Source organism: Stenotrophomonas sp. HMWF003, from assembly GCF_003061285.1.
Classification (GTDB): domain Bacteria; phylum Pseudomonadota; class Gammaproteobacteria; order Xanthomonadales; family Xanthomonadaceae; genus Stenotrophomonas; species Stenotrophomonas maltophilia_AP.
On sequence record NZ_QAIW01000139.1, the window covers coordinates 1 to 15,254 of the forward strand.

At 68.1% G+C, this 15,254-nt stretch carries 11 protein-coding genes and 1 pseudogene; 8 read left to right on the plus strand and 4 right to left on the minus strand.

Translation table 11 applies throughout. The features are described 5' to 3' along the window. From aceB to DBR34_RS05310, 4 genes are all read left to right on the plus strand, one after another. Positions 1-1,417 (plus strand): malate synthase A (gene aceB, locus DBR34_RS05295; protein ID WP_128095992.1); only part of this gene is annotated, 1,417 nt, incomplete at its 5' end. Between the two features lie 52 nt (positions 1,418-1,469). Beyond that, the gene (gene aceA / locus DBR34_RS05300; RefSeq protein ID WP_128095993.1) at positions 1,470-2,762 is read left to right on the plus strand and encodes an isocitrate lyase; all 1,293 of its coding nucleotides are present in this window, start codon (positions 1,470-1,472) and stop codon (positions 2,760-2,762) included. A gap of 260 nt (positions 2,763-3,022) precedes the next feature. Further along, entirely contained in the window at positions 3,023-4,066 is a 1,044-nt protein-coding gene (locus DBR34_RS05305) for a GGDEF domain-containing protein (RefSeq protein ID WP_128095994.1), read from the plus strand. Between the two features lie 16 nt (positions 4,067-4,082). Further along, positions 4,083-6,593 carry a putative peptide modification system cyclase gene (locus tag DBR34_RS05310; RefSeq protein ID WP_128095995.1) on the plus strand — a complete coding sequence of 837 codons (2,511 nt, stop codon included), beginning with the start codon at positions 4,083-4,085 and terminating at the stop codon, positions 6,591-6,593. A 12-nt stretch (positions 6,594-6,605) separates the two neighbouring features. Here the strand turns inward: DBR34_RS05310 and DBR34_RS05315 are convergent, their stop codons facing one another. Then, positions 6,606-6,911, minus strand: coding sequence for an NHLP-related RiPP peptide (locus DBR34_RS05315; RefSeq protein WP_128095996.1), 306 nt, complete (start codon positions 6,909-6,911; stop codon positions 6,606-6,608). Between the two features lie 144 nt (positions 6,912-7,055). On the opposite strand from DBR34_RS05315, the gene DBR34_RS05320 reads away from it, so the two are divergent. After that, positions 7,056-8,228: a putative peptide maturation dehydrogenase gene (locus tag DBR34_RS05320; RefSeq protein WP_128096001.1), complete on the plus strand. Its 1,173-nt coding sequence runs from the start codon at positions 7,056-7,058 to the stop codon at positions 8,226-8,228. A 31-nt stretch (positions 8,229-8,259) separates the two neighbouring features. Here DBR34_RS05320 and DBR34_RS05325 read toward each other — a convergent pair whose 3' ends face one another. The 3 genes from DBR34_RS05325 to DBR34_RS05335 all read right to left on the minus strand — a co-directional run bounded on the left by DBR34_RS05325 (position 8,260) and on the right by DBR34_RS05335 (position 13,096). Further along, positions 8,260-10,248: an acetyl/propionyl/methylcrotonyl-CoA carboxylase subunit alpha gene (locus DBR34_RS05325; RefSeq protein WP_128095997.1), complete on the minus strand. Its 1,989-nt coding sequence runs from the start codon at positions 10,246-10,248 to the stop codon at positions 8,260-8,262. A gap of 64 nt (positions 10,249-10,312) precedes the next feature. Continuing rightward, the gene (locus tag DBR34_RS05330; protein WP_128095998.1) at positions 10,313-11,923 is read right to left on the minus strand and encodes a carboxyl transferase domain-containing protein; all 1,611 of its coding nucleotides are present in this window, start codon (positions 11,921-11,923) and stop codon (positions 10,313-10,315) included. 9 nt (positions 11,924-11,932) lie between these two features. Then, entirely contained in the window at positions 11,933-13,096 is a 1,164-nt protein-coding gene (locus DBR34_RS05335; protein ID WP_128095999.1) for an isovaleryl-CoA dehydrogenase, read from the minus strand. Positions 13,097-13,235: 139 nt separating this feature from the next. On the opposite strand from DBR34_RS05335, the gene DBR34_RS05340 reads away from it, so the two are divergent. From DBR34_RS05340 to DBR34_RS22165, 3 genes and pseudogenes are all read left to right on the plus strand, one after another. Beyond that, the gene (locus tag DBR34_RS05340; protein ID WP_038691163.1) at positions 13,236-13,841 is read left to right on the plus strand and encodes a TetR/AcrR family transcriptional regulator; all 606 of its coding nucleotides are present in this window, start codon (positions 13,236-13,238) and stop codon (positions 13,839-13,841) included. A gap of 114 nt (positions 13,842-13,955) precedes the next feature. Further along, a complete protein-coding gene (locus tag DBR34_RS05345; RefSeq protein WP_128096000.1) occupies positions 13,956-14,474 on the plus strand; it encodes a c-type cytochrome in 519 nt (172 codons plus the stop codon). A gap of 269 nt (positions 14,475-14,743) precedes the next feature. Further along, positions 14,744-15,254, plus strand: a pseudogene (locus DBR34_RS22165) (endonuclease); the annotation flags it as partial.

Consider the following 15,254-nt stretch of genomic DNA (forward strand, 5'->3'; position numbering starts at 1 on the left):
TGCCGACACCGCGCACATCCGCAGCGAGGACTGGCGCGTGGCGCCCCTGCCCGACGCGCTGCAGGATCGCCGCGTGGAGATCACCGGGCCGACCGACCCGAAGATGGTCATCAACGCGCTGAACTCCGGCGCCAAGGTCTTCATGGCCGATTTCGAGGATTCCACCGCCCCGGCCTGGGCCAACCTGCTGGCCGGCCAGCAGGCGCTGATCGGCGCGGTGCGCGGCGACCTCACCCATACCGGCCCGTCGGTGGAGGGCAAGCCCGGCAAGCAGTACACGCTGCGCCCGTTCAACGAACAGGCGGTGCTGATCGTGCGGCCGCGCGGCTGGCACCTGGACGAAAAGCATGTGCGCATCGACGGCCAGGCCATCGCCGGCGGCCTGTTCGACGCGGCCGTGTTCGCCTTCCACAACGCCCGCACGCTGATGTGCAAGCAGCGCGGCCCGTACTTCTACCTGCCCAAGCTGCAGTCGATGGAGGAAGCGGCGCTGTGGGAAACCGCGCTGTCGCACATCGAAGGCATGCTCGGCCTGCCGCATGGCCAGATCAAGGTCACCGTGCTGATCGAGACGCTGCCGGCCGCATTCGAAATGGATGAAATCCTGCACGCATTGCGCGACCGCATTGTCGGCCTCAACTGCGGTCGCTGGGACTACATCTTTTCCTACATCAAGACCTTCCGCCGGCACGCCGACAAGGTGCTGCCCGAGCGCGGCCAGGTGACCATGACCCAGCCGTTCCTGAAGGCCTATTCGGAACTGCTGATCCGCACCTGCCACCGCCGTGGCGCGCACGCCATGGGCGGCATGGCGGCGCAGATCCCGATCAACCACGATGCCGCCGCCAACGAACAGGCGATGGCGCGGGTGCGTGCCGACAAGCTGCGCGAAGTGACTGCCGGGCACGACGGCACCTGGGTGGCGCACCCGGCGCTGATCCCGATTGCCCAGGCGATCTTCGACGAACACATGCCCACGCCGAACCAGCACCACGTGCTGCGCAACGACGTGCAGGTGGACCGCAACGCGCTGATCGCCGCGCCCACCGGCACCATCACCCGCGCCGGCTTCGAGGGCAACGTGGAGGTCTGCGTGCGCTACCTGGCGGCCTGGCTGGACGGCAACGGCTGCGTGCCCATCCACCACCTGATGGAAGACGCGGCCACGGCCGAAATCAGCCGCAGCCAGCTGTGGCAGTGGCTGCATACCCCCGGCCAGCACCTCGACGACGGCACCGCCATCGACCTGGCGCTGCTCGATGCCACCCTGGCGCAGCTGCCCACCCGTCTCGGCGACACCGCCGCGCTGCCCGGCAGCGCCCGCCTGCCCGAGTCCATCGCGCTGCTGGCCGAGCTCAGCCGCCGCGACACCCTGACCGACTTCCTGACCCTGCCGGCCTACGACCGCCTCGCCTGATTCCGCCCCATCCACCCGCTGTTACCGCATCCGTTCCTTTTGGAGATTCGACATGAGCACCCTGCAGACCGCCGAACAGATCCAGCACGCTTGGAACACCGACCCGCGCTGGGCCGGGATCACCCGCAACTACACCGCCGCCGACGTGGTGCGCCTGCGCGGCACCGTGCACGTGGAGCATTCGCTGGCGCGGCTGGGTGCCGAAAAGCTGTGGACCTACCTGCAGGAAAAGGACTTCGTCAACGCGCTCGGCGCGCTGACCGGCAACCAGGCCATGCAGCAGGTGAAGGCTGGTTTGAATGCCATCTACCTGTCCGGCTGGCAGGTCGCCGCCGACGCCAACCTGGCCGGCCAGATGTACCCGGACCAGTCGCTGTACCCGGCCGACTCGGTGCCGGCGGTGGTCAAGCGCATCAACAACACGCTGCTGCGTGCCGACCAGCTGCACCACGCCGAAGGCAAGGACGACATCGACTTCCTGCAGCCGATCGTGGCCGACGCCGAGGCCGGCTTCGGGGGCGTGCTCAACGCCTTCGAGCTGATGAAGGCGATGATCGAAGCCGGCGCGGCCGGCGTGCACTTCGAAGACCAGCTGGCCTCGGTGAAGAAGTGCGGGCACATGGGCGGCAAGGTGCTGGTGCCCACCCGCGAGGCCATCGAGAAGCTCAACGCCGCGCGCCTGGCCGCCGACGTGATGGGCGTGCCCACCCTGCTGGTGGCGCGTACCGATGCCGAAGCCGCCGACCTGCTGACCAGCGACGTGGATGCCAACGACCAGCCGTTCACCACCGGCGAGCGGACCGTGGAAGGCTTCTACAAGACCCGCAACGGCCTGGACCAGGCGATCAGCCGCGGCTTGGCCTACGCCCCCTACGCCGACCTGATCTGGTGTGAAACCGGCAAGCCGGACCTGGAGTTCGCCCGCCAGTTCGCCGAAGCCATCCACGCCAAATTCCCGGGCAAGCTGCTGGCCTACAACTGTTCGCCCAGCTTCAACTGGAAGAAGAACCTCGACGACGCGACCATCGCGACTTTCCAGAAGGAAATTGCCAAGTACGGCTACAAGTTCCAGTTCATCACCCTGGCCGGTTTCCACGCCCTGAACTACTCCATGTTCAACCTGGCCCACGGCTACGCCCGCCGCCAGATGAGCGCCTTCGTGGAGCTGCAGGAGGCCGAGTTCGCCGCCGCCGACCGCGGCTTCACGGCGGTCAAGCACCAGCGCGAGGTCGGCACCGGCTACTTCGATGCGGTTACCCAGGCCATCCAGCAGGGCCAGTCCTCGACCACCGCCCTGAGCGGGTCCACCGAGGAAGAGCAGTTCAACGCCGAACGGGCAGCCTGACGATCACCAAGGGCGGCCAGGGAAGGCCGGGGCGACGGGCGGTCGGGGGACCGCCCGTCGGCTTGTGTGCGCTGCCCGGCAGTACGCGGATGTGGGCCGGGCTGGCCGTTGACAGGCCCGGATCGCGTGATGAAGGGGGATGTGCCGGGCCGGCCGGGAAATTTCGGCGCCCAGGCGCGGAAATGGGATGAGGCGCACACTTTTTAGGGGTGCTATTCTCCTCGGCTCACCGGGGGAACGCTGGGAAGCGGGTGCACGGGATGACCGGCAAGGTTGCGGCGATTGTGTGCGAACAGGAACCAGGCATCGCCGAGACTGCGATGGCTGAGATCGTGCACGCCATCCTGAGCAATGCCGAGTTCGCGCTGTTCGCCGAATTCGGCAGGCAGCAGTGCCTGACCAAGGGTGACCTGCTGTTCAAGCGCGGTCAAGCCGGCGACACCATGTATGTGGTCGTGAGCGGTGGCATCGAGCTGGATTTCGGCGACGACCTGGTGGTGAAGTCGCTCGGTCCCAACGAATTCTTCGGCGAACTGGGCCTGTTGATCGGCGACCATCCGCGCAGCGCCGATGCACGCGCGATGGCCGACAGCGTGGTGCTGGAACTGGGCAATGCCGATTTCCAGCGCCTGGTCGACCGCGACCCGGGCCTGGTGGCGTATTTCCTGCGCCGTACCATCATGCGCGTGGTGAGCAACGAACAGGTCCTGATCCGCCAGCTGCGGCGGCGCAACCACGACCTGGAAACCGCGCTGGACAACCTGTACGTCACCACCCACCAGCTTACCCATACCCGCGAACTGGTGCGCACCGACGAGCTCACCGGCCTGCACAACCGGCGTGGCCTGGCGCTGTACCTGCAGGACTGCCGCAGCCATGCCGACGGCGCGCCGCAGGGGCTGCTGCTGATCGACTGCGACCACTTCAAGCAGGTCAACGACGAGCACGGCCACCAGGCCGGCGACCGGGTCCTGCAGAGCGTGGCCAACATCCTGCGCTCGGTGGCCACCGAGGCCGACCTGGCCTGCCGGCTGGGGGGCGACGAGTTCTGCCTGCTGCTGCGCTCCGCAAACGCCGACAGCCTGCAGCACGCGGCCGAGTTCATCCTCAGCGCGGTACACGGCCTGATGGACCGCGCCCACGGCGTGCCGCACGTCTGCCCGGTCAGCATCGGCGTGCGCCTGCTGGAGCCCCACACCGACTGGAGCGAGTGGTACGCTCGCGCCGACAACGCGCTGTACCAGGCCAAGCGCCTGGGCGGCAACCGGCTGCACTGGTCGCGTGCCGCGACCGCCTCACCCTGATCGGGGGAAGATCGGCATGAACGGCGACAACGGAGCGTCGACCCAGGCCCCCCAGATGCGGGCGCTGTTGTTCACCGATCTGTGCGACTCGATGGTCCTGGTGGAGCGCATCGGTGACGCGGCGGCCGCTGAACTTTTCCAGCATCACGACCGATTGGTATTGGGGTTGCAGCAACTGTGGAACGGGCACCAGATTGACCGTTCTGACGGCCTGTTTCTGTTGTTTGATCGTGCGATCGACGCATTGGGGTTCGCGCTGGATTACCAGCAGGGCCTGCAGGCGATCGGCGAGCAGCGGGGGATCGTTCTGCGTGCCCGCGCCGGATTGCATGTTGGCGAGGTCTTGACCTGGGAAAACAGCGCCGAGGCGATCAAGGCAGGCGCCAAGTCCGTGGAAGTGGAAGGCCTGGCCAAGCCGATGGCCGCGCGTCTGATGACGCTGGCCAGGCCCGGGCAGCTCCTGCTGTCGGCCGGCGCCGAGTCGTTGACCCACCGGGCCGCAGGCGAGCTGGGCGAACGCGGCACGCGCCTGGTGTGGAAATCGCATGGTCGCTGGCGATTCAAGGGCATACCGACCCGGCAGGAAGTGTTCGAGGTGGGCGAGATCGGATCGGCCCCGCTGCGAATGCCACGCGGAAACGCGAAGGCCCGCCGCGACATACCGCTCTGGCGCCAGCCGACGGCCCTTGCCGCGGAAGCAGCATTGGCGCTGGTGGTAGGCATCTGTGCCTGGATGCTGCTGCGCCCCGAACCGGCCATCGCGTTCGCCGAGCGGGACTGGGTCGTGGTGGGCAAGCTTGAGAATCTGAGCAACAACGTGATGCTCGATGACGCGCTCGACCAAGCGTTCCGCATCAGCCTGGAGCAGTCGCGCTACGTCAACGTCGTCAGTGACGACCGCATTTCCCGCATCCTGGAGATGATGCGCAAGTCGCCTGAAACCGACCCATTGGACAGAAGCAATGCCACCACCGTTGCGGTGCGATCCGGTGCGCGGCTGGTGTTGCTGCCCGTGGTGGCGACCGTCGGGGGGCGCACCCGGTTCTCCGTGGAGGTGGTGGATCCGCAGACACGACAGACGCTGGCCGTCCGGTCATCGGTGGCCAGGAAAGGCGCCGTCCTCAATGCGATCGATGACGTGTCGCGCCAGCTGCGTGATGATCTGGGCGAGGAAGTGGCCGTCATCGAACGCAACAGCCAACCCCTGCCCGAGGTCACCACCAGCAGCCTCGACGCGCTGCGCGCGTATGCACTCGGACAGCGCCGCTATGCGCGGGGCGACTACAAGGGCGCGCTGGCGTTTTACCAGCAGGCAACGCAGATCGACGACGCCTTCGCCCTGGCGTGGCTGGGACAGACCCGGGCGCATTTCTCCAGCGCCGACTTCGCCAGTGCGGCCAAGGCCCTGGTGCAGGCGCAGCAGCGTTCCAGCCATCTTGCCAGCCGCGAGGAAATCTACGTCCGCAACTGGGCGCTGCAGATCACCGACCCGGGCCGCGCCACCGACGGCTGGGTGAGCATGGCCGAGCTCTACCCGGACTACCTGCCGGCCACCTACAACGCCGCACTCAATCTGTTCGTGGAGAACCGGTTCAACGAAGCGCTTCCGCTGGCACATCGCGTCAGTGAGAGTCACGTCGACCTGCCTGCCGTGGCCCTGGATCAGTACGGACGCATCCTGCTGGCATTGGGGCAATACGACGCAGCCGACGTTGCGGCAGGCAAGGCGGCCGCTACGGGCTGGGAGGGCGCACTGATGCGGCAGGCGACGGTGGCAGCCGCCAGGCGGGACTATCCGCGTGCGGCCGTTCTACTGGACCGCGTCACCGCAGGCAACTTCCACGCCGATGTGTTCCGCACCTCGGTCGCACTGGACCAGGGCGACGCGGACTCGGCGATACGCCTGGCCCAGCGGGGAATGACGCGAAGCGGCACAAAAACCGGTGTGGACCGTTACAACTTCTACGTGCCACTTGCCGTGGCGCAGATGCAGGCCGGCCGACGCGCGTCCGCGCTCGCGCTGTTGCGTGAAGCGTCACGGGTGCCCTTGGACGACATCGCCAACATACCGCCGGTGGATCTCATCGACCGCATCGTCACTACCCAGGCGGCCGCGCTGGTCGCCTTGAGGCTCGGCGATCGCCAGCTCGCCAAAGCGGTCCCCGAGCGCATCGCGCTGTTGAAAGGGGTGCCACCCAGTCGGTTGGTCGATGAAATGAACGCGGTGTTGGCCGCCGAGCGCCTGCGTCTGGACGGGCGACCAAAGGACGCCTTGCATCACCTTGCGCCTTACATCGGTGAGCAGTCGCGTCTGCAGGTACGGGTATCGGCGCTGCAGGCCGCCCGGGATGCCGGCGATACCCTCGGCGTCGCTCAGCACGCCGCCTGGCTGCGCGACAAGGCGGGACTCGCCTATGCCGAGGTGGAATGCAGCTACTGCCTGCAGGCACTCAACGTGCTGGACGTGCGCAGGATAGCGGGCGATCCCGCAACGCTGCCGCCAGCGGCAGCGCGCGGAAGACCGTGATCGACAGGACCATCAGCGCAGTGTGCGCGGACCGCCATGGCCGTGTTCGAGCATCGGAACCGTGTACGCGGTGCCACAGGTGAGCATGGCCACGATCTGCTCCTCGGCGGCCGCGATGGCTTCCTTGTCGGCCAACTGCACGTTGGCGCAGCAGAGCGTGACGAATTCTGCCAGCGACGTTTGATCTTCCGGGACATGGCCCGCAGAGATCAGGGCCGCTTCGGTCGCGGTGGCAAACTGCTGGCGGAATGCATCATCCGTGGCCAACAGGTGAACCAGGTGCCGGGCGACGGAGGGTTCGAGCTTCAACGAGGGCATGGCGGATCCTTGGATGGTCGGGACGATGTGCTGGTTTCGGCCCAGCCCGGCACATCTTGAGGCATCGGGAGCAGTCGCCATCAAGTTGTGGGCGGATGGATCGATATGGTGGAACACGAACGGGTTGCCGAAGGGGAACAGCAGATGCAGGTCAGGCGGTGTGCGGTACTGGTGCTGGAACCACGGGAAACCATCGAGTTCCGTTTTGAAAGCCTTCTACAGGGAGGTGACGGGCTGGTACGTGACCTGGCGTGGTACGCCCTGGCACCCCACCTGGACGCGCCGGTCAGGGTCGACGGCCGCGCCCAGGCATGGTTGGGCAGCCTGAGTCCCAGCCGCTGGCACGCACTGGAGGAAGGAAGTGCCGAGGCCATGCTGGCTGCCCCACTGCTGGCGGCCGGTCTGGTGATCGCCCAGGACCCGGCTGACCCGCTGCACGCCACGCGTGACGCACGGCTCCGTCAGGCCCATTGGCATCCCCTTGCTGCGGTGCTGCATGCATTCTCGCGCTGGGACGGCGTGGACGCGGTGCGGAACATGAAGGAGTCCGAGACCGAAACGGCGGTCCAGATGCGTCGCACGTTGGGTGCTCCACCCGCAGAGTGCGCCCGCATCGAGGGGAGCGGCCCACCCCAGCAGCTGCCCCGGTCACCCAGCGGCTGCTTCGACGACCTGTTGGCCCGGCGTGTCACCTGCCGGAACTTCGACACCCGGCAGCCGTTGCCGCTGGCGCTGTTTGCCCAGGTTCTGCAGCGGACCTTCGGCAGCACCGCGCAGCAGCGCGTGGGCGAGGATCTCGTCTTCCTCAAGAAGAACGTGCCCTCGGGGGGCGGACTGCATCCGATCGAGGCCTACCTGCTGGTGCAGCATGTCGAAGGCGTCGCACCCGGGATCTACCACTACCAGAGTGACAGCCACCAGATCGCGCCGGTCGGTACGGACGCCGTGCTGGATCGCGACTTTGTCATGGAGGCCGTGGGGCAGCAGCATTGGTTCGCCGATGCGCACGTGCTGGTGGTGCTGGCGCCCCGGTTCAATCGTACTTTCTGGAAGTATCGCCAACATGCCAAGAGCTACCGCGTGGTGGCCATGGAAGCCGGCCACCTTTCCCAGACGCTTTACCTGGCCGCGACCGATGCCGGGTTGGGCGCTTTCATTACGGGCGCCATCAACGAAAAGCACCTCGAACGCGCGCTCAGGCTCGATACCATCGCCGAAGGTGTGCTCGCTGTGTGCGGCTTCGGCTGGCGTGCCGCACAGATGACCACCACCGAACTCGACCCGGCGGGGGTCATCTGGCAAGCGGCGGCAACCTGATCGCCGCCCTTGCGAAGTCGGCAGGCGGGGCTCAGGCCCCGTCCGCCTCGAAATCCACCAGCACCGCCCCATCACCCACCTGGTCACCGGCCTTGACCCGGTAGCCCTGCACCACGCCATCGGCGGGTGCCTGCAGGGTGTGTTCCATCTTCATCGCCTCCAGCACCAGCAGCGGTGCACCGCGCGTGACCTTCGTGCCCGGCGCCACCACCGTGGCGACAATGCGGCCGGGCATCGGTGCCAGCAGGCTGCCGGCATCGGCCACGGCCTGGTCGGCCTCGCTGACCGGGTCGTGCAGGGTGAAGCGCTGCGCGCCATCGCTGCCGAACAGGTACACCTCGCTGCCATCGCGGACCACGCGGGCACGGTGCAGGGCATCGCCGGCCTGCACGCGCAGCCTGTCGCCGTCGAGGCCGCCGTGGGCGAGCACCCGCGCATCACCGACGGTCACCGACCAGGTGCCGTCGTGTTCCAGCGCGGTCACCGCCTGCGCGGTGCCCCGGTATTCAAGGCTGAGCGCATGCGGTGCGCGCGCGCCCAGCCGCCAGCCATCCTGCCGCTGCCACGGCGAATGCGGGTCGCGTGCGTCGACGCTGGCGGGCGCCTGGCTCCCGACCGCGGCAATGGCCGCCAGCGCCCACACTGTGGGGTCGCTGCTTTCGGCGCTGGGTGCCAGCGCGGCCTGCTCGCGCTCGATCAGCGCCGTGTCCAGGTCCGCGTGGGCGAATGAATCGGTCATCACCAGCCGGCGCAGGAACGCCGCATTGGTGGTCACGCCCACCACTTCGCACTCGGCGAGGGCCTGCTGCATGCGGCGCAGCGCGGCGTCGCGGTCCACGTCCCACACGATCAGCTTGGCAATCATCGGGTCGTAGAACGGGGTGATCGCATCACCCTGTTCCACGCCCGCGTCCACGCGCACGTGCGCGGTGTTGGCCGGCAGGCGCAGGTGGCGCAGGGTGCCGGTGGACGGCAGGAAACCCCGGTCGGCGTCTTCGGCATACAGGCGCGCTTCCAGCGCATGGCCGCGGATCTGCAGCTGGTCCTGCCGCAGCGGCAGCGGTTCCCCGCTGGCCACGCGCAGCTGCCACTCCACCAGGTCGGTGCCGGTGATGCACTCGGTCACCGGGTGCTCCACCTGCAGGCGGGTGTTCATTTCCATGAAGAAGAACTCGCCGTTGGGGGCGGCAATGAATTCCACCGTGCCGGCACCCACGTAGTTCACCGCGCGCGCGGCCTCCACCGCGGCCTTGCCCATCGCGGCGCGGCGCTCGGCGGTCATGCCGGGTGCGGGGGCTTCTTCCAGCACCTTCTGGTGGCGGCGCTGCACCGAGCAGTCGCGCTCGAACAGATACACCACGTTGCCGTGGCTGTCGCCGAACACCTGGATCTCGATATGGCGCGGGCGCTCGACATACTTCTCCACCAGCACGTGCGCGTTGCCGAACGCGGCCTGCGCCTCGCGCTGGCAGCTGGCCAGGGCCTCGATGAAATCGGCACTGTCGTCCACGCGGCGCATGCCCTTGCCACCGCCCCCGGCGCTGGCCTTGATCAACACCGGGTAGGTGATCGCATCGGCCTGGGCACGCAGGAACTGCGGGGCCTGGTCATCACCGTGGTAGCCCGGGGTCAACGGCACGCCGGCCTGCTGCATCAGCGCCTTGGCGGCACTCTTGTCGCCCATCGCGCGGATCGCGTCGGCCGACGGGCCGATGAAGACGATGCCCGCCTCGGCGCAGGCCTGGGCGAAGCCGGCGTTCTCGGACAGGAAGCCGTAACCGGGGTGGATGGCCTGCGCGCCGGTGCGGCGTGCGGCGTCCAGGATCGCGTCGCCGCGCAGGTAGCTCTCGCGGGCCGGCGCCGGGCCGATCGCGATGGCCTCGTCGGCCAGGCGCACGTGGCGCGCGTTGCGGTCGGCGTCCGAATACACCGCCACGGTGGCGATGCCCAGACGCTTGCAGGTAGCGATGACGCGGCAGGCGATTTCGCCGCGGTTGGCAATCAGGATCTTGGTGAACATGGGGGGTCTCGTTGCGCGGGCCAATGGCGAAGAAGGGGCGGCACCCAGCGGTGCCGCGCGTGCCTTACATGCGGAACACGCCGAAGTCGGTTTTCCGCGCCGGTGCGTTGAGGCTGGCCGACAACGCCAGGCCCAGCACGCGGCGGGTGTCGGCCGGATCGATCACGCCGTCGTCCCACAACCGCGCGCTGGCGTAGTAGGGATGGCCCTGCTGTTCGAACTGGTCGCGGATCGGCGCCTTGAAGCCGTCCTCTTCCTCGGCCGACCACTGCCCGCCCTTGGCCTCGATGCCGTCGCGCTTGACCGTGGCCAGCACGCTGGCGGCCTGTTCGCCGCCCATCACGCCGATGCGCGCGTTCGGCCACATCCACAGGAAGTTGGGCGAATAGGCGCGGCCGCACATGCCGTAGTTGCCGGCGCCGAACGAACCGCCGATGACCACGGTGAATTTGGGCACCTTGGCGCAGGCCACCGCCATCACCAGCTTGGCCCCGTCCTTGGCGATGCCGCCGTGTTCGTACTTGCGGCCCACCATGAACCCGGTGATGTTCTGCAGGAACACCAGCGGAATGCCGCGCTGGGTGCACAGTTCGATGAAGTGCGCGCCCTTCAGCGCGGACTCGGAGAACAGGATGCCGTTGTTGGCGATGATGCCCACCGGGTAGCCGTGCAGGTGCGCGAAGCCGGTGACCAGGGTGTTGCCATAGCGCGGCTTGAATTCGTCGAACCGCGAGTCGTCGACGATGCGCATGATCACTTCGCGCACGTCGTACGGCTTGCGCGTGTCGGCGGGGATCACGCCATACAGCTCGTTGGCCGGGTAGCGCGGTTCCACCGCAGCCTGCACGGCCAGGGCCGGCTCGGGCTTGCGCCAGTTGAGCTGGGCGATGATCGCGCGGACCCGGGCCAGCGCCTGCAGGTCGTTGTCGGCCATGTGGTCGGCCACGCCGGAGATGCGGGTGTGCACGTCGGCACCGCCCAGTTCTTCGGCGGTCACCACTTCGCCGGTGGCGGCCTTCACCAGCGGCGGGCCACCGAGGAAGATGGTGCCCTGCTCGCGCACGATCACCGTTTCATCGCTCATGGCCGGCACATACGCGCCGCCGGCGGTGCAGCTGCCCATCACGCAGGCGATCTGCGGGATGCCCTGCGCGGACAGGTTGGCCTGGTTGTAGAAGATCCGGCCGAAATGGTCGCGGTCGGGGAACACCTCGTCCTGCAGCGGCAGGAACGCACCGCCCGAATCCACCAGGTAGATGCACGGCAGGCGGTTCTGTTCGGCCACTTCCTGCGCGCGCAGGTGCTTCTTGACCGTCATCGGGTAGTAGGTGCCGCCCTTGACGGTGGCGTCGTTGGCCACGATCACGCATTCCACGCCCGACACCCGGCCGATGCCGGCCACCACGCCCGCGCTCGGGATGGGGTCGCCGTACATGCCGTGCGCGGCCAGCGGCGCGATCTCCAGGAACGCGCTGCCTGCATCCAGCAGCGCATCGATGCGATCACGCACCAGCAGCTTGCCACGCGCGGTGTGCTTGGCGCGGGCGGCCTCGCTGCCGCCCAGCGCGGTCTTCGCCAGGGTGGCACGCAGGTCATCGACCACCGCCTGCAGGGCAGTGCGGTTGGCCTCGAAAACATCACTGCCCGGTTGCAGCTGGCTGCTCAATACGCTCATGGCCTTCCCTTACTTGGTGCGCTGGAACAGTTCGCGACCGATCAGCATGCGGCGGATTTCCGAGGTGCCCGCGCCGATTTCATACAGCTTGGCATCGCGCCACAGCCGCCCGGTCGGGTACTCGTTGATGTAGCCGTTGCCGCCCAGTACCTGGATCGCCTGGCCGGTCAGCCAGGTGGCCTTCTCGGCCGAGTAGAGGATCGCACCGGCGGCGTCCTGGCGGGTGGTGCGGCCCTGGTCGCAGGCGCGGGCCACCGCATACACATAGGCGCGGCAGGCGTTGAGGCCCACGTACATGTCGGCCAGCTTGGCCTGCATCAGCTGGAAGGTGCCGATGGCCTGGCCGAACTGCTTGCGCTCGTGCACGTAGGGCATCACCACGTCCATGGCCGCGGCCATCAGGCCAAGCGGGCCACCGGACAGCACCACGCGCTCGAAGTCCAGGCCGGACATCAGCACGTTCACGCCGCCGCCGACCGCGCCCAGCACGTTCTCTGCGGGCACTTCGCAGTCTTCGAACACCAGTTCGCAGGTGTTGGAGCCGCGCATGCCCAGCTTGTCCAGCTTCTGCGCGGTGGAGAAGCCCTTCATGCCTTTCTCGACCAGGAACGCGGTGATGCCCTTGGCGCCGGCCTCCACGTCGGTCTTGGCGTAGACCACCAGCACGTCGGCGTCGGGGCCGTTGGTGATCCACATCTTGTTGCCGTTGAGCACGTAGTGGTCGCCGCGCTTGTCGGCGCGCAGCTTCATCGACACCACGTCCGAGCCCGCGCCCGGTTCGCTCATGGCCAGTGCGCCGACCTTCTCGCCGCTGCACAGGCCGGGCAGGAAGCGCTGCTTCTGCGCGTCGTTGCCGTTCTTGCGCAGCTGGTTCACGCACAGGTTGGAGTGCGCGCCGTAGGACAGGCCGATGCCGCCGGAGGCGCGCGAAATCTCTTCCATCGCCACCACGTGGGCCAGGTAGCCCATGCCGCTGCCGCCGTATTCCTCTTCCACGGTCAGCCCGAGCAGGCCCTGCTCGCCGAGCTTGCGCCACAGCGCATGCGGGAACAGATTCTCTTCATCGGCCTGGGCGGCCAACGGTGCGATCTCGACCGAGGCAAAATGGGCCACGCTCTGGCGCAGCAGGTCGATCTCTTCGCCGAGATCGAAATTCATGGTGGGGACGTGCATGGGGCGACTCCGCAACTGCTGGATGGGCGCGCCGGTTGGGGTGGACGGCACCAGCCGTCCCGCGGGCGATATGGCCCAGCGTAGCGGGGTTCGTGGAAGAAGTGAACACAAATTCAAAAATTGAACATAGAATCAACAAATGGCCTACAAACGCTCAGCACTGATGGAAGAACGCCTGGCAGGCGCCCGTGAACGGATCCTGCTGGCCACCCGTGCGCTGGTGGCCGCCGGCGGCTACCGCAATGCGCCGGTGACCGCCGTGGCGGCCGAGGCCGGGGTGTCCACCGGGCTGATCTACCGCCACTTCCCGTCCAAGGCGGAGCTGTTCGTGGAGGTGCTCACCGCCGCGGTCGAGCACGAACTGCGCATCTTCGAGGCGATTGCCGCCGAGCCGCTGCCGGCGCCGGAGCGCTTGCGTCGGGCCATCACCGCCTTCGTACGGCGCGCGCTGGCCGGCCCCGGGCTGGCCTATGCGTTCATCGCCGAACCGGTGGACCCGGAGGTGGAGGCCGAGCGCATCCGCTGCCGCCGGTTGTTCGGCGAGGTGTTCCGTCGCATCGTCGCCGAGGGCATCGAAGCGGGGACGTTCCCGCCGCAGGACACCCACGTGGCGGCGGCCTGCATCGTCGGTGCGTTCACCGAGGCGCTGGTCGGGCCGACCGCGCCCAGCCGCGACGCGCACGGCGACGAAGACCTGCTGGTGGAGTCGATCTGCGTTTTCTGCCTGCGTGCCGCCGGCGCCTGAGCCGCGCCCATGCTGCATTGCGATAGAACGCGGCGGCTTGCAGATCGCCGCTGACGCTGGTCATACTCGGCCGACAAGCCGTGGTCCAACGACTACCAGCCAGGGGTAAAGAGAGTGCGGAATTACGACCTCGAGTTCCTGAAACGCTTTTCCATGGTCATTGCCTTACTGGTGGCCATCACGCTCGGCCTGATCGTCTTTGCCGCATACCTGCATACCAGCATTCCCGCTGAGGTCTCGCCCATGGCGGCCAAGCGCACCGAACAGCGCATCGCCCCGGCCGGCGCGGTCTATGCCGGCAGCACCGGCGTGGCAGCGCAGGCCGCCGCCAAGGCTGCGGCGCTGGCCAAGGCAGCTTCGCAGGTGGCCTACGGCGGCACCACCGACGGCAAGGTGATCTTCGACAACCTCTGCACCGCCTGCCACACCAACGGCGTGGGCAATGCCCCCACCCTGGACCACAGCCACTGGGATGCGCGCATCGCCCAGGGCAAGGACACCCTCTACAAGCACGCGCTGGAGGGCTACACCGGTCCGGACGGCGGCATCATGCCGCCCAAGGGCGGCAACCCGGCGCTCACCGAAGAGCAGATCCACGCCACCGTCGACTGGATGCTCGCCAACCTCCGGTAGAGCCGACCGCTGGTCGGCTGTCCACAACGCGGTAGAGCCGACCGTTGGTCGGCTATCCGGAGCAGCCGACCAACGGTCGGCTCTACCGGCGTCCACGCGTTCACCGCGTCCGCCCCTCCACGGCGTCCGCCAACCCCGCATCCGCACACCTACACCCACACCGCCCCCGGGCGGTGGCGGCGTTGCGTTGCTACCATCGTCGCCGGTCGCTGGCGGGTCATCTTTCGCCCCCACACTTGCTCTTGCCCCTTTCCGGAGTCGCCCCACCGATGCGTCGTTCCCCGCTTGTGTTCGCCCTTGCGCTGGCCTTGTCCGGCGTAGCCCACGCCGCCCAGCCGCAGCCCGCTACCGCGCCCCAGGCGCGCCCGGCCGCAGCCTCCGCGTCGGCCAGCATCACCCTGACCGCACCGCCCACCGACTGGCGCACCCTGGACGGCCAGAAGGTGCGCATCGCCGCGCCGCTGACCCTGGCCGGCACCGACGGGCTGGCCCGCTTCGGCGAACTCAGCGTGGCCTTCGACGGACGCCTTTGGCAGCCCAGCGAAGTGGCCGCACCGCACAGCGCCGGCCATGCCCAGGTCACCGCCGACAACGCACACCGCCGCCTGTTGCTCGATGACGGCAGCGACGCACGCGATCCCGGCCCGGTGGCCTACCTGCCGGCCAATGCCGACCTGCGTACCGGCATGGTCCTGCGCAACGTGGAAGGCATCGTCCGCATCGACGCCAAGGGCACCCCGCGCCTGCAGGTGACCGCGCCGCTGCAGGTGCCGGCGGTGG

Excerpts from the sequence above, each read along its gene's own strand:
- aceA (WP_128095993.1), top strand. The coding sequence starts at position 1,470 with ATGAGCACCCTGCAGACCGCCGAACAGATCCAGCACGCTTGGAACACC.
- DBR34_RS05305 (WP_128095994.1), top strand. The coding sequence starts at position 3,023 with ATGACCGGCAAGGTTGCGGCGATTGTGTGCGAACAGGAACCAGGCATC.
- DBR34_RS05310 (WP_128095995.1), top strand. The coding sequence starts at position 4,083 with ATGAACGGCGACAACGGAGCGTCGACCCAGGCCCCCCAGATGCGGGCG.
- DBR34_RS05315 (WP_128095996.1), bottom strand. The coding sequence starts at position 6,911 with ATGCCCTCGTTGAAGCTCGAACCCTCCGTCGCCCGGCACCTGGTTCAC.
- DBR34_RS05320 (WP_128096001.1), top strand. The coding sequence starts at position 7,056 with ATGCAGGTCAGGCGGTGTGCGGTACTGGTGCTGGAACCACGGGAAACC.
- DBR34_RS05325 (WP_128095997.1), bottom strand. The coding sequence starts at position 10,248 with ATGTTCACCAAGATCCTGATTGCCAACCGCGGCGAAATCGCCTGCCGC.
- DBR34_RS05330 (WP_128095998.1), bottom strand. The coding sequence starts at position 11,923 with ATGAGCGTATTGAGCAGCCAGCTGCAACCGGGCAGTGATGTTTTCGAG.
- DBR34_RS05335 (WP_128095999.1), bottom strand. The coding sequence starts at position 13,096 with ATGCACGTCCCCACCATGAATTTCGATCTCGGCGAAGAGATCGACCTG.
- DBR34_RS05340 (WP_038691163.1), top strand. The coding sequence starts at position 13,236 with ATGGCCTACAAACGCTCAGCACTGATGGAAGAACGCCTGGCAGGCGCC.